This window comes from Phormidium sp. CCY1219, from assembly GCF_055795085.1.
This window is the reverse complement of sequence record NZ_JAYFEQ010000598.1, coordinates 1-15,266: the sequence shown is the minus strand read 5'-3', so window position 1 is coordinate 15,266 and position 15,266 is coordinate 1. Positions and strand designations below refer to the sequence as shown.

Genomic DNA, 15,266 nt, shown 5'->3' with positions numbered 1-15,266 from the left:
CATCGCCCCAACATATACCGAGAATTGGCAATTTTATAAATTTTTCCAGTATCCTCATCCAAGGATTCCGCTATCTGTAAAGCAGCTTCAAACCCAGATAAAGCATCCTGATATTGCTGGATATCAAACTGCAAACTTGCTGAATCATAAAGACAAGTGTATTCCGACACTAGCTCTTTGAGTTCCCGGAATAAACCTAACTGAACTTGATAATATTCAAAGGTGCGATCGAATTTTTCCGACCGTTTAGAAATATCAATTAACCAACCTAAGGTTTCTTTTTGGGCAGCGCGATCGCCCAACTCTTGCGCCACCACCAAACGGCGATCGAAATACTCTAATGCTTTCGCTAAATCTCCCAATTCCCGATAACTACAGCCCAACCAAGCTAAAGCAAAACTTTTGCGGCAATCGTCTTGCAAAGCCTCGGCAATTTCCAGCATTTGCGAATAAGAAATAACCGCCTCTTGGAACGCCTGATTATTATATTGAATTCTGCCTATATTGCCTAAAATTTCCCCTTTTAAACCCGCATCTTTCCAAGCATCCGCCACTTGAAGCTGCCACGCCAAAATCCCATTTAACTTATCAAAATGTTTAGCATTCACATATCGGTCAAGCGCTTGATTAACCTGCTGCCAAACCTGAGAACAAAAATCATCTTGATTAAACAATCGCCATAACCAATATGCTTGACAAAAAGCCTGAACGGCCAGCCAATCCTCACCTAAGAATTCTTGAGTAAACCCCAGATAATATTGCGCCACCGCTTGATGCCATTGATTCCCCAGTTCCTGCGCCAAATTCAGATATTCCGTCAGGGTAGCGACTGCTTCGTACCATTGTTGCCCCCGATAATAGGCAATTCCCAAGTTTCCCAGGATTTCGCATTCCACCGAACGATTATCCTGGGGAGATTCGGCGCGATCGCCTCGCTTCCTCAGTTTGATTAACTGTTCTTGTAAGGCAGCAATTTGCCCTTCAGGAGTTGGATCGCTCATGGGTAAATCCCTACTTTACCAGTTCTTTTACTTTAACCTAACTTTCAACCGAGGTCTATTAATTGAAACAATTCTTTACAACCAGATTTTTTGTGTGTAGCAAACAGGGCATCGTGCCCCCGATCGCGCAAACCCAATCCCACGGCGATCGGGGGATGCAAATCGCCGAGGGATACCATTGTGGTTAACACAATTCGATTCATTACGCACACTCCACGAGGAATGGCATTATTTTAGCCATTTTTGTGCGTAACCACCATCGACCAACTATTGAGAATGCCAGTCTTTTGGTTGCGGGTGTCGCGGATTTCCAGGGTCCACAATCCGCCTAAGGGCAACCCTTCAAATTCGCTCAGATTGCCTTCGGGGCGGAAGATTTGGACGTTAGGATTGCCTGCAGCTGCGATGGGCAATTCTCCCTCATCATCTAAGGTAATGTCGGTGAGGGTTTTATTGCCCAGATTGCTAAACAGTTGCACGCGGGTTCCCTGGGGATGTTCGAGGAAGACTTCCAAATCTTGCGTGCGATCGTGGGCGAGACTCAGTTGCAGGTTGACGTCCACAATAGTGCTTGCATCGCCGATATCCAGGGTCGATCGCAAGTTGTCCATATCCGGAATCGCCAGGTTTGCATCGCTGCTGGTATAGGTTTGCTGCACTTCGATCGCCTCTGCGGGTTCCTCGGAGGTGCTGGAGGAGGGAGTTTCCGCCGCCGAGTTCCCATCGTCAACCACCGGGTCTTCTGCTGGCGCTTCGGGTTCGGCGATCGCCTCCTCGGTTTCGGGCAGTGTTTCCTCACTCGGCGCGATCGCATCTTCCGCTTCCTCGCCGATCGCTGTTTCTTCGCTCTCTTCATCGGCGATCGGTTCGTCATTTACCTCTACATCCATTATGATTTCCCCATTATTGCTCTGCGCGCTATCATCCTCGGGCAGATCGGCGCTGGAATTCTCCACTTGGGATACTTCCTCATCGGTATCCTCACTCACCGGATCCGGTGAGGTGGCGGGAGGGGTGACAGGGGTGGCAATTTCGTCGCTATCGTCACTGACTGGATCGGGGGAAGTGCCAATCGCTTCGCTATCTTCACTCGCCGAAGTCTCCTCGGTTGGGGGAATTTCTTCGCTGTTGGTGTCATCTACTGTAGGAGTCGGGGCATTTCCTTGTGAGTCGCTATCGGTGGTATTGCTATCGGGATTATTGGCAGGAGTTTGGTTCGAGTTAGCATTGCCATTATTATTGCTATTGGCATTATTGGCAGCAGTTTGGTTCGAGTTAGCATTGCCGTTATTATTGCTATTGGGATTATTGGCAGCAGTTTGGTTCGAGTTAGCATTGCCATTATTATTGCTATTGGGATTGGTTTCACCGCGTGCGATCGCATTGGCATTTTCCGAGGCATTTGGCGGTACTGCGCCTTCAGAAATCGGGGTAGAATTGCCGGGATTGCGATCGCGATTTGTTGCCTGTGGCGGTCGGTTGGAATTGCCACTGGCGTTGGAATTGCCATTGCCATTAGAAGTGTTGCTGTTGCTACCTTCCGGGGCACCTTGGGTATCGCGTTGGACGCCGGGTAAGTTGCCCGGTTGGGGGTCGCGTGGGGCACCATGTTGGTCGCCCCATTGCGGATCTTTTTGGGTGACTAAACCGAGTTCGCCATTGGGTTCGGCGAGGTTTTGGTCTGCGCCACTGCTGTCACCTAAATCTAACAGGAAGTTGACCACATGAGGCGAAATCGATCGCACGATTGTCGGGTTTCCAAAGGGACTGAATGGGACGAGGAAACTGTTAAATTCACCCGTCCAATCAAACAAGCGATCGCCGCCGGTATTGGCCATTAGCACATCCAATCCGCCGCCACCAAAGGCAAAGTCAGCATCGGCATATTCCGGATCGTCCGGGCGATCGTTCGATCCGCCATTGGTATCGCGATTGTCATCGGCATCTAACAGGTCGTCACCCATTCCGCCGAACATGCGATCGTTGCGGGTTCCGCCCACTAACCAATCGTGGTCGTTATCGCCGAAGATATAATCTTTCCCATCGTCGATTTTGTTGCCATTGGCATCGGTTGCTTCAAAATTGAGCAAGAATCCGTCAATCTTCTGACGCGGGTTATAGGCGTCATACGCGGTCAGTTTGCGGGTAGTGGGGTCGTAACCCAAGGGGTCGAAATCGGTGACCGGATCGGCATTGTAGAATTGTGCTAATGCTTCAGCGCCGGAGATGGCATCGTCCCCTGCGCCGCCATGCAGGAAGTCATCGCCTAAACCGCCGTAGATGACATCGTTTGCGCCAGAGTCGAAGGCGATCCAGCGCGCTTCTTTCTTCAGGCGTCCGCTTTCGTGGACGATCGCGCCGATGAACGGACCGGGGATGCTGATGTCGCCTTCGCGATCGGGGGTATTGAGTCCGTATAAGGATTCGGTTTCGCCATTGCGACTGGTGAAGATGCGACCATCATCGCCGAGAATGCCGTCTTCGCCGGTACCGCCATAGATGCGATCGTATCCCATTCCGCCGAAGATATCGTCATCTTGGCCATTTCCGAACAGCACATCGTTGCCGGTCATGCCGTAGATGGCATCATCGCTGGTTTCACCATAAATCAGGTCGTGGCCACCGATCGCGTTGTTGCTGTCGCCGGGGGTATAGTCCAAGGTTGCGATCGCCCGAGGGACGATTCGCAGGGATTGACTGTAGTTATCGTAAGTAAAGGTGAGGAAGTCGCCGCCATAGGTGCCATTGGTGCCCACGAGGCGGAAAATATTGGCGTTGTCACCGGCGATCGCATCTGCATCTTTGGCGTGACCTTGCGGCGATTCGTCTCCCATATGGTTGCGATCGAGTTCGGTTCCCGCACCTCCGAAGACGGTATCTTCTCCATCCGGGCGCTGGTTCGGGGTGTCGTTCCCGAACAAACTGGAACTGCCACCGATGATATCATCTTGACCGGAATTGCCGAAAATCAGGTCTTCGCCGCCATTGCCTTCGATGTAGTCGTCGCCGTCATCGTTGCGTTCTACGGAGGGGTTGGTGGCGCTTACTGCTTCGGAAACGGAACTATCGCCTTGGATGACATCGTTACCCAGTTGTCCGAAAATGGCATCCTCACCTGCGCCTCCGGCGATCGCATCGTTGCCGTATTGTGCGGATTCGGTCTCGATGTGATGGTCGAATAATTCGATTTGCCGTTCTGCTGCATTGGTGGGATTGGGTTGACCTTCGGATGTGACTTGGGGATTGCCTGCGGCGTCGTAGATTATCTGGCCAGAGAGGGCGCGCATCCGAGGATTGCGGGTGTCGCTACTGCGTAAAATGCTGGCATTATCGCCGGCGATCGCATCGTTATCGGTACCGCCATCGATGGTGTCTTTGGTGTCGTCACCGCCGACTACATTATGTCCGCCGATGATATCGTCGTCGCCGCGATCGCCATATAAGCGATCGCTACCTTGTTGTCCGAGGATGATATCGTCGCCGCCATCTCCCTGTATCCATTCATCCCCACCCTTATCTGCCACGTGGGTATCGATGGCGGTAAAGGTAAAGGGTGGATTGGGTTGATTCAGGGGCAACTGGGTTAGTTGGATAATGCCTTCTACTTTCCCGTGGTCGCCGAATACCAAATCGTTTCCTTCTCCGGCGGTTATATTATCGCCCAAAGTGCCGCCAAACAGCAAGTCGTTCTGGTTCCCCCCGGCAATTAAGTCGCGATCGCCTTGGGTGGGATTGGTGGTGGTGACGCGATTGAGACTATTGAGATTGGCATCTAGGGTATAATCCAATTCGCCGTTATCTCCTAAGATGATATCGGTTCCTTCCAAACCATTGAGGGTATCGGTTCCGAATCCGCCTAACAGGGCATCGCCGCCGCTATTGCCTTCTACTACATCGTCACCGCCAATATGGGGGAATGTGGTTTCGATGCGTTCGATGGTGTGTTGTGCGGTGCGGAAAATTCGGGCATTATCGCCCTTCGCCACATCATCGCCGTCATTGCCATAAATGCGATCGCCGCCAATTCCAGTGGCATCATTGCCCCCGGACCCGCCTACCAAAATATCCTCACCTGCATTGCCGAAAATTTCATCGGTTCCGCCAAATTCGGGAGATTTGGTAATAATATCGTTTGCCTCGCCACTGCCGTCATTGCCAATAATTTGGCCATTATCGCCCAAAGCGACATCGTTGCCGTCATTGCCAGAAATGCGATCGTTGCCAATTCCGCCGATTAAATTGTCATTTCCGGTATTTCCTTGGATTTGGTCGTTTCCGCCGGCATCGTCAAATTGGGTGGCAATCCGTTCGATGGTATTTTCGGCATTTCGTTGGATGTAAGCGTGGTCTCCCACTGCCACATCATCGCCGTCATTGCCCGAAATTTCATCGTGATAATCGCCGCCAATTAGAATGTCCTCACCTGCATCGCCCGAAATGCGATCGTTGCCGCCGGTATTGGTATCGGTGGTGTAGATATCGTTGGCGTTATCGCTGCCATCGTTGCGGACTACTACGCCATTATCGCCTAAAGCGATATCGTTACCGTCATTTCCGGCAAGTTCGTCGTTACCGGCCCCTCCGAAAACGATATCATCCCCGTTGTTGCCCGCGATCGCATCATCGCCGCCATATTCCGGATCGGTGGTTTGGATGGATGTTACTTGGCGATCGCGCAATGAGACTCGTCCGCCATCGCCTACCAGAATATCCTCTCCGGTGGGGGTTTCGCTGCCACTCTCTTCCGCGAGTATATCGCCGAAAATGCGATCGTGGCCGGTTCCGCCAAAGGCGATGTCATCTCCTGCGCCGCTATCAATAGTATCATCGCCATCGGTGGCGTCGATTTGCGTCACCATGATATCCCGCGTCAGGGGGTCGCTATCACCAGTAAATCCGAGAACTTGGTTGGGATTGCCATCACCAGCGATCGCATCATCCTCGGTGTTCTCCGGATTGTCGCCCAGGGTGGCAACTACGCCTTTATCTCCAAATAGGATATCGTTGCCGGTATCGCCTTCTACGCGATCGCTATCTGCACCGCCAAAGGCCAAATCGCTGTCTGCGCCGCCGTTTAACCGATCGTTATTTTCGTCCCCTAACAGGGTATCTGCACCAAAATTGCCTTCGAGGGTATCGTTGCCGGCATGTCCGCGCATCAGATCGTTACCATCTTCGCCAAAGATGCGATCGCTGCCTTCGTTACCGGAAAGGGTATCATGTCCCTTTGTGCGCGGTAAAGGTGCGATGCGATCGCCATTCGCCTCAAAGTCGGAATCTCCCCAAATCTCGTCTTCCCCGGAATTGCCTTCGATGCGATCGGAACCGCTACCGCCGCCGATGGTATCGTTTCCGCTATCGCCAAACAGTTCGTCATTGTCCTCACCGCCACTGAGAATATCGGCATCTGCGCTGTCTGGATTGGCGAGAGTGAGAGTTCCATTAATATCTAAGGTCGAATCGCCCCAAATGCGATCGCTGCCTGTCCCCCCATCGAGATAGTCCGTATTTGCGCCACCGGCGATCGAGTCATCCCCTTCCCCACCGGCGATGGTATCGTTTCCGCTATCGCCACTGAGGATATCCGCTTCCGTCCCGCCTGCAATATTATCGTTACCGCCGCCACCAAAGATGCGATCGATGCCTTTCTCTCCGCTTAAGGCATCATCCCCACTACCACCAGATAAGGTATCGCTACCCGATCCGCCGATAATCGTCGCATTTCCGCTACTGCCGCCCCAGTCTATGCGATCGTCGCCAAATCCACCATCGATTTCCGCAGCGATCGTCACGTTCTCGAAAATAATGGTATCGTTTCCGCTACCGCCTAATGCGACAATACTCGATACATCCTTATAAGTTTGGGTTTGACCTAATGCGGACACAGTAATACTATTGCCATTTTGGGTAATAGTAAAGTGTTCGTCACCGTCAGTGGTATTTTCATGCAAGCGATCGCCTGCATAATCCCCCATATTCAACCGCAATACCCCACCGCCGAGTTCGCTTGCCAACACGGGCGGACGAGGCATACTGTAGTTAAAATTAAGCAGGGGTAACGAGGGGCCAATTTGTCCCTCTGCTTTCCAACTCAATGCTTCAACAAACCACTTTAACTTGGCCTCTACCGATCCGCTAACATCAAACACTGAGGTTATCGGATTATTTGATGGACTGAAGTCCTGACTTCCCAGATAAATGTTATTTAGGATTTCTTCAATCCGCACTTTTCCATCGCTATTCGGATCGTTGAGATCGAAATCGATATTGGCGAACACGCCACCACCGACACCGCCTTTAGCGATACCCGCATGGAGAACGCCTGCCCCCACTAAACTGCCATATAGGTTTAATTCCGGAACTTCTGGCCCTGTCGCATCAGCATTAAGGCGATCTCTGACATAAAATCCTCGCAAGATATCGATCGGATATTGATAGTTCCCCTCAGCGAATCGTTGTCCGCCATAAGTATCAAATCCGAACCCTAAATCGATACCCGCGCCAATCGTTCCTATGATTTCTGCACCTAATGGGCCGAGAATGGAGAAAAACGCACCGTATTCAAACTCAAACTCCATCGGTTCCATATCGTAGGTTAATAGATTCGCCGGTTGGCCTATCAGCAATTGGAATACTTGGGACGGATCGGTGAAAATCGGAAAATCTAAACCGCCATACTTTCCTGCTTTTAACTCATCAATAAATTCGGTTGGGGAAGCAGATGCCGTGGCATTTTCGGATGAAATGACTGAACCAATCTCCGCCGTCACTCCCGTTACTCCGTCCAAATCCTCCGCATTTCTCACCTCATCCAGTCCCCCAGGATTGAAGAGGTCGAAATTGTTGCCCAGCACATTCCAACTGCCAAAGGGAAGGATCGCAGAGTCGGGGTTTTCGGGCAGATCGTTAATTAACTTCACGATATTGGCAATATCGTCAATCATGCCAAATTTGCCACCATATCCGAATGCTTCCGCCAAATCGATTAAGGTGATATTTTTTCCGGCGAGATCGGAAATCACCGGCAGGCGATTGGTGAGAACGTCAATAATCGGTTGGACCGGTTCGGTAATCTCTTGGATTTGGCCGACAATTGGATTTAAGAAATCAGAGATAAACGAACCGAGGTCAAGTCCGACATTGTTAAAGGCAACGGTTTCTAATTTGCCAATATTCCCCGATAAGTCCGCAGTATCTAACGTCCACACCAGATCGAACTCGCTGACGATACTCGGCAATGCTGCAGCAATTGAATTTTTGTCATTATTCTCTAAGACGCTTCCTCGGAGATCGAGGTGAACTTTTGCGCCACCTGTTAACGTAGGAGTTACGCCTAAGTTGCCCATTTCAAACAGTCCCAACTTAGTGGCATCTTCACCCGTTGCGCCTTTTTCAACTAAATCGATAGCAAAGTTAGCGTTTAAATGGGTAGGATTGTCCTGCCGATCGCTGACATTCAGTTTCAAGAATCCCAGACTTCCCGTTGCTTGCAAACCGGGGATAGAAGCATTCAAATTTACCCTCACTTCCGGATTTTCTGCATCATCGGAGAGGGCGAAATAGAACCCTTCTTCGCGGTTCAATCCAAATCCGAAATCCAGTTCCCATCCCAGATCTAAATTCACCCCGCCATCGATTTCTAAACCCAAAGCAGGCAATCCCAAATCCAAGGCAATTTCTTCATCCACTGTGAAGTTACTGCCGAGGGTCATATCCCATTGCAGGAAATTATCGGCATTTGGATCGCCGGATATCGCGATATCGTTGCGGTCGATCGCCCCCGATCCATCTCCATCTTGCAACAGATTCAGTCCGTCGGTTCCGAGAATTTCAAATAAACTCTCTTGAATCAGTTCCGGGGTTTTGGCAATGGAATTATCCACGCGATCGCGCAGTCCATTATAAAGGTTACTGCGAATATCTTCGATAAAGGTTGCCGCATCGCCTAACTTATCCCCAATCAAGGGTAAATCGGCATCAAAAACCTCGGTTTCCAGCAGGGTTTGCAGTCCCCCGAAGAAGGAGTCAATCCCTTCTATTGCCAGATGCAAATTGTTCAATAAGCTCAAATCTGCATTGTCCAGCATCGCCGACAAATCGGGAACTTCCAGATTAAAATTCGCCGGGTTTGTCGGATCGGTGAGGAAACCAGACAAGTCGGCAACGGAGAAACCCAGATCGCCGATAAAGTTGGACTCGCTGGGGAAGAAAATGGGCAATGTTGCATCCACACCACCTGTCATTGCGATCGTGGCATCAAGGCGATCGAATTCATCAAATAGAATCCGATTGTCGCCAGGAGTCGGATCGGTTAATGCGATCGCCAATTCTGCAAAATCATCCGTTGTTGCCGCATTCCCATCGCCATCCATCGCCGCGACGCCATCGTTCACAAATACGCCTACAGGCCCTAACGCCCCCACAAAGGATAAATTGTTCCCTCGCGCCGCTAATTCTACCGATAAATCGGTCTTCTCTAAGTTCAAAAATGGTAGGGGATTTGTCGGATTGGATAAATCAATGCCGATGCTTAATTTCGCCGTTGCGCCACCTGACGCCTGCAATCCTGCTGCGCCTTGTAATTGCACGTTAGGAATATCGGCGATCGCACCTAAATCTAAATCTACCCCTAATGAATCGCTAAAGGTCTCGAATAAATTCAGATCGATATTAAACAAAGAGGTTGCTGCATCGTATTGAATCGAAACCAAATCGCTACCCTGCGGCAATCCCAATGCTTCCACTAAGCGATTGTTAAGATCCTGAACGATTCCCGCCGGATTTTGTTCAAATTCGCTGACTACTTCCGCAAATTTATCGGTAAAGGTCAGCAAGTCGGCCACCCTAACCCCCACCAAGGGTAAATCGTTCTGCATCGCAGGTAACGATTCAAAGCGATCGCTTAAAAATGTCGCCACCTCTTGGAGCACCTCTACCACTTGGGCAAAGTCAAATTCTTGGAAATCTAGCAATTCGCTTAAATTGCTAAAATCGTGGTCAATACTTGGCAGATTGGAATCCGTAGTGTTAGAAATGTTAATCGGAATTTCCAAATCGCTGGCAGTCAGTCCGGGAACGCCGCTTTGTACGTCAATATCGCGCAACATCACCTGACCCGACCAATCGATTCCAGAAACTTGAATTAAATCGGTAATGCTAACCCGCGGATCGCCGAGGACAAATTTGGTATTGCCTTCACTATTTGCGATCGCAACGTTCACACTAGCGGTGACATCGGCATCGTTAATTCCATCGTTTTCTCCACTGCCATTAATATCGATACCCACAAACCCATATTCTGCCGACCCTGCAATCTTATCCGCCAATAAATTCAAACTGCCATCGATTTTAGCGTCTTCGATAAAGACATCCACCGAGGGACGAGTTTGGGTGACGAAATTCTCTTGAATTCCCAGGGCGATCGCCGCATCACTGATAGGATTAATTTCTAATTTTTTCGCCGTACCCTCCACCGCTAAAATCAAGCGATCGCCGTTACGTCCCGCAACAATATCTTCTCCTATACCGCTATTTCCCAACGCGGTATTAATATCCTCAATCAAGGCAGCGATCGGATCGACAGCGTTGGCATTACTGGCATCTGCTGCAACCGTCACCGTCACTGGCGTGCGATCGTCCCATTTGACAGTAAATACCGCGTCGCCAGAAAGTACGCCATTTTTAGGCAGTCCAAACTCATCTGTTACTGCGTCTAAACTAAACCCTAAAACTGTCGCATCTAAACCTGACTCCGCATCCGCATCGACAATTTTCAACGATTCCACATTGGGTTCAGTGGTTTTCAAGACAATCTTATCCTCAACCACAGTTGCAAATACGATGTTGCCAAGACTGCGATCGTCGGACAGTTTCGCTGCAGTCAATGCTGAATTCAGATCCTCAACCAAATCGTAAATATTTTGATTATCTGAAGTATTGCTTGAGTTAGCATCAGTTTTGGTTGCCAACAGATTAACTTTAACGGTTTCGAGTTTGCTAGTGTTGCTGTCGCTAGTGTTGCCGTCGCTAGTGTTGCTGTCGCTAGTTTCGCTGTCGCTAGTTTCGCTGTCGTCGCTGCTAATAACTAACTCTAAGTTAAACGCCACTTCGCCCCCCGGTTTTCCATTGGCCGGTGGTGAATTTACTGTTGCGATCGCCAATTCATCAAGACCCACCATCGCCAACTGTGCGGCAGTTTGATTCTCGAAAAATCCTAACGCTTTTGCCGTTTCGCTAACATTGAAAACTTGCAAAAATGGCTCTGTTGTGGTTAAAAATAACCCTTTCCCCTCAGACATCGCTTTGACGTTCAGGCTGTCGCTGATTCCCGCTGCTGCGATCGCTGCTTCAATATCGGAAATCAAGTCCGTCACACTATTATTATCTGCGGTGTCACTGGCAGCCATCGCCAGTGCGATCGGCGCATTTTCACCAATTTTTACCCTAAAACTGACATCCTCAGTCAGTTGCCCGTTGTTCGCATCTGGGGCAATTTCTGCAGCGATCGCAATTTCATCGGATTCCCCGCTTAAGTCAATCCCAAAGGTGAATTCTACCCCGAAATCCGGCGTCAGCTTCACTTCTGCATCTGTCTCAAAACCGCCCAACTCACCCAACTCTAAATCGAAGTCGATTGGCACATCGTTCGAGGAAACTGGAACTATCTCCGATTTATCGTCAAGTTCCAATAATTGCGAATCAATATTCAACTTAAACCGCAATTCTTGCGTTTCTTTGTCAAAACTTGCCCCAATCTCTTGAATATCTAAGGGTAAATTTTCTGCCAGTTTTACCGCTAACTTTTGAACGCTATCAAAGGTAAACTCGTTTTTTTCATTCAGTAAGCGATTGATGAGATTGCGTTCCATTCCATCCGCCAACCCTAACATATCTCCCAGGGTTTTATTCTCCGCAAACGGCATCGGAATATTGAACGCATCCGCCGCTTCCACCTTGTCAAACTGGTTGCCAATTCTTCGCAACATCCCGACAATATCAGCCGAACCGATATTATTAAATGGGGTGAAAGCCTCTTCAAATGCCGCACTCACCGAAACCGGCAGACTCATGCGCGGATCGATGTCGGAATCCGTTACATTCCCATTGCCAAAAAATTGCCCCACATCGGTATTAAGAGCAATTGTCGCCCCATTCACATCAAAAAAGTCACCGGCAATCCCATCAATCCCATTCACTTTCACAGGTAACAGGATGTCCAAATTCCCCGTCGCGTTGACGGTGGTTAAATCTTCATCGGCGATATTATTCAATTCCGATAGGGTAATCCGATTCAGTCCATCACTATTACTCGGATCGAGCAGATTGGCACTTATATTCGCATCGAGGGCAAAGCTACCATTCTCCGCGCGCACATCCAAAAATCCAACTTGAAAATCGAAATTCAGGTTTGACTCATCAATACTTGCCGTAGCTTGCAAGTCTGCTTGTCGAATGAAAAAGTTATCGGAATCTAGGGTAATTTTTGTATCTCTTAAGCTCGTTGGACCGCCAAAATTCCCTTCGGTGATGGTTGCGGCACTTCCGAAGGATAGATCCAGATTTACCCCCGTATTCAGTAACAGGTCGGCCACTGCATCTCCACCCAGGTCAATGCCATATAAATCGGCATTTTTCCCTAAGTCTAATTTGAAGCGATCGCTTAATTGCGCGTTAACCGTAAAATCAAACAGCAGTTCGTAATCATCCTGATTATTTGCTGTGGCCTCTACGGGAACCAACTCAACACTTACATCACTAAAATTTAACTGAAGTGGCGACGTATCGACTTCTAAATTATCGATAAAAGTCTCTAGTTCTGCAAGAGTGCTTTTCTCGAACTTTGTATCGATTTGATTAATAATTTGTTCTTGCAGCAGGGAACCGAGTTTCGCATTCCCCAACAATCCCGGTAGGGCTAAATTTCCTCCCTCACCAGACTCGCCCATCAATCCCGGAATCGAGAGTAATTCATTCCCCAGAGTTTCGCTGGCATTGTCGAGGGTTTGGACAACTCCACTCAACCCACTGACGATCGCTGTTTTCAACGGTTCGCTGATGGTGGGATTCGCGAGATACTGCGATCGCGTTGTATCCCCAATTAGGATATCGGCTTCTAAATTGTGAGGGAAACTGCGATCGCCTGCTGCCAAAAAGTCCTTCGGTTGCGGGTTTTCCGGCAAGCGACGTTCCCCCGCTACTAGGGAACCGTGCATCAACTCCCCGGCGCGATCGCTACCCTCGATATCCGCCAGACCGAGTACGTGACCGATTTCATGGGTCACCACCGTCAGCAAGTCCATGCGATCGAACGCCATACTGTTGCGATCGGCGTACAATTCTTCTCCAGCGGCGGTGAATTCTGTATCGTCCAAGGGAGTCGCATCGGCAAACCAGCCATAACCCGCAGCAGTGGGATCGATGAAAATCTGGCTTCCTCGCGCTTGTCCGACGATCGCCCCGGATAAATCTTCTATCTCAAAGGTAATGTTTTGCAGTTCTTGGTGATGTTGCTGCCCAAATTCCGTATTCCCCCACCGGGCGATCGCTGCATCCGCAATCCGATCGAGTTCCCCTGAGTGGAGGGGCGTTGCTTGCGCGCGATCGCCCAAACCTGTCAGCAGGTCTCCATCCCGCGAACTCTCTACATTCTGGGGGGAAACTCCATTGCCAAAATCCCTGGAATACAAATCCTGCCCCAGTTCCACCTCCACCCACGGTTCCATCCCGGATGCGATCGCGGATATAGATCCCACCCCCGGCGCTTTCTCTAAATTCCTCGTGAAATCTTCCCCAAACCATTCCCCATCGATAAAGTTCGCTTCACCCTGTACGTTTAGCTGTCCCTGCGTCAGGTAAATGCCCGTTATGTCCACGATGTAGTCCCCCTCTTAACTAAGTATGGGAAGCCAACAAAGAGTCTTGACTCTTTGCCCCTTCTCCTATGCTTGTTGCTGACGTTCTTGCCACTCTCCAGCACAAGCCCTACCTGACGCTACTATAACTCCTTCAATACAAAATAATAATTATATTAATATCTCTTAATATTTTGTAATATTTGCTCTCTTGCTTGCATGGAAGTCCGTGATTTTTAGCGCACCAATCTTTTAGCCAAACGGAGTTGTCCTTCCAAACGGCGACTAAAAGTCGCCGTTTTTTCTGCTGTTTGTACGCCTTAAACTTCGTAATCCACTACAGCGCGATCGCTGACAATTTTGCCGATAAATTCCTTACATTTTTCGTGTTCCGGATGCTTCTGATAGCGCTGTAACGCATCAAAACTCTCAAAAGCAGAATACAGCACCACATCATAAGCCGCTGGAGAAGCGAGGGCATTCATTCCTACTTCAATCTGCTTAATTTCGGCAATGGAGTCCTTCAGCGCTAACAGCATTGCCTTCATTTTGCGGGCATTTTCGTCCCGAGATGCACCTTCTGCCGTGTCTTTCAACCGCCACATTACAATATGTTTAATCATCGCTTTATTTGTTGTGAATTACGCCAATTTATTCGGGTTGGGCGAAAAGAGCGATCGCGAATTACCATCCTCACGCCGCCCTATCCCGTTAACTGTTGATACGCCTGTTGAGCGCGACACCGCACCACCAACTCAGTATCGGTTTTGGCGATCGCGCTTAAGTGTGCCAACAGGTCGGAAAACCAACTAGGTGGAGGACTACTCACGGCCTTGGCTAAACCTTGCATCCCCGTCACCGCCGCATAGCGCACCACCCATTCCGGATCCCCCACCACCTTTAACAGGGTGCGATGGACTTTCTCCTGGGCGGCGGGCACTTCATCCGCCGCCATTTTATCCCAGAGGATATTCCCCAATCCTCTAGCCGCAGCCCGTCGCACGCTCAGGGCAAAGTCGGTTTCGGCGGTGTTGAGCAATAGGTCCAACCCGCGCGGATCCCCAATGCCCGCGAGGGCGCGCAAGGCCCAGGCTCTTGCGCCATAGTTGTATCCGTCGAGTTGTTCCAAGACGGGCACCACTGCCGGTTCTCCTAATGCCACCAGTCCATCCACTGCAGCAACAGCAGCACCGGGGTTATTGAATCCGAGGGCTTCGATTAAATGCCCAATCGCTGCAGGCGATCGCGCTTCGGCTAAATCTCGCACGGCGTCGGTTAAGCCTTGCGCCGAATCTGCCTTTTCCACAGCTTCGATCAGTTCTTTAATATCGGCGTCGTCAGTCATCAGAAATTAGGGTTGGTAAGGGGGAGAACGGAAACCCTCGTCATTTATGCGTAGGGAGGAGTTCTCCCC

General features: G+C 49.8%; 5 protein-coding genes. All 5 read right to left on the bottom strand.

All coding sequences use genetic code 11. The features are described from left to right. On the bottom strand, window positions 1–1,001 hold a 1,001-nt coding region (locus AC0QH1_RS16975), incomplete at its 3' end, for a tetratricopeptide repeat protein (RefSeq protein ID WP_324632416.1). Window positions 1,002–1,045: 44 nt separating this feature from the next. Next, window positions 1,046–1,204 (bottom strand): hypothetical protein, encoded by a 159-nt coding sequence (locus tag AC0QH1_RS16970; RefSeq protein WP_324632415.1) that lies wholly within the window; start codon window positions 1,202–1,204, stop codon window positions 1,046–1,048. A gap of 30 nt (window positions 1,205–1,234) precedes the next feature. Then, the gene (locus AC0QH1_RS16965; RefSeq protein ID WP_324632414.1) at window positions 1,235–13,873 is read right to left on the bottom strand and encodes a proprotein convertase P-domain-containing protein; all 12,639 of its coding nucleotides are present in this window, start codon (window positions 13,871–13,873) and stop codon (window positions 1,235–1,237) included. A 299-nt stretch (window positions 13,874–14,172) separates the two neighbouring features. Beyond that, window positions 14,173–14,475, bottom strand: coding sequence for a Dabb family protein (locus AC0QH1_RS16960; RefSeq protein WP_324632413.1), 303 nt, complete (start codon window positions 14,473–14,475; stop codon window positions 14,173–14,175). An 80-nt stretch (window positions 14,476–14,555) separates the two neighbouring features. Continuing rightward, window positions 14,556–15,197 carry a HEAT repeat domain-containing protein gene (locus tag AC0QH1_RS16955; RefSeq protein ID WP_324632412.1) on the bottom strand — a complete coding sequence of 214 codons (642 nt, stop codon included), beginning with the start codon at window positions 15,195–15,197 and terminating at the stop codon, window positions 14,556–14,558. Between the last annotated feature and the right edge of the window lie 69 nt (window positions 15,198–15,266).

Coding starts and splice junctions, on each gene's coding strand:
- AC0QH1_RS16955 (WP_324632412.1), bottom strand. CDS start 15,197: ATGACTGACGACGCCGATATTAAAGAACTGATCGAAGCTGTGGAAAAG.
- AC0QH1_RS16960 (WP_324632413.1), bottom strand. CDS start 14,475: ATGATTAAACATATTGTAATGTGGCGGTTGAAAGACACGGCAGAAGGT.
- AC0QH1_RS16970 (WP_324632415.1), bottom strand. CDS start 1,204: ATGAATCGAATTGTGTTAACCACAATGGTATCCCTCGGCGATTTGCAT.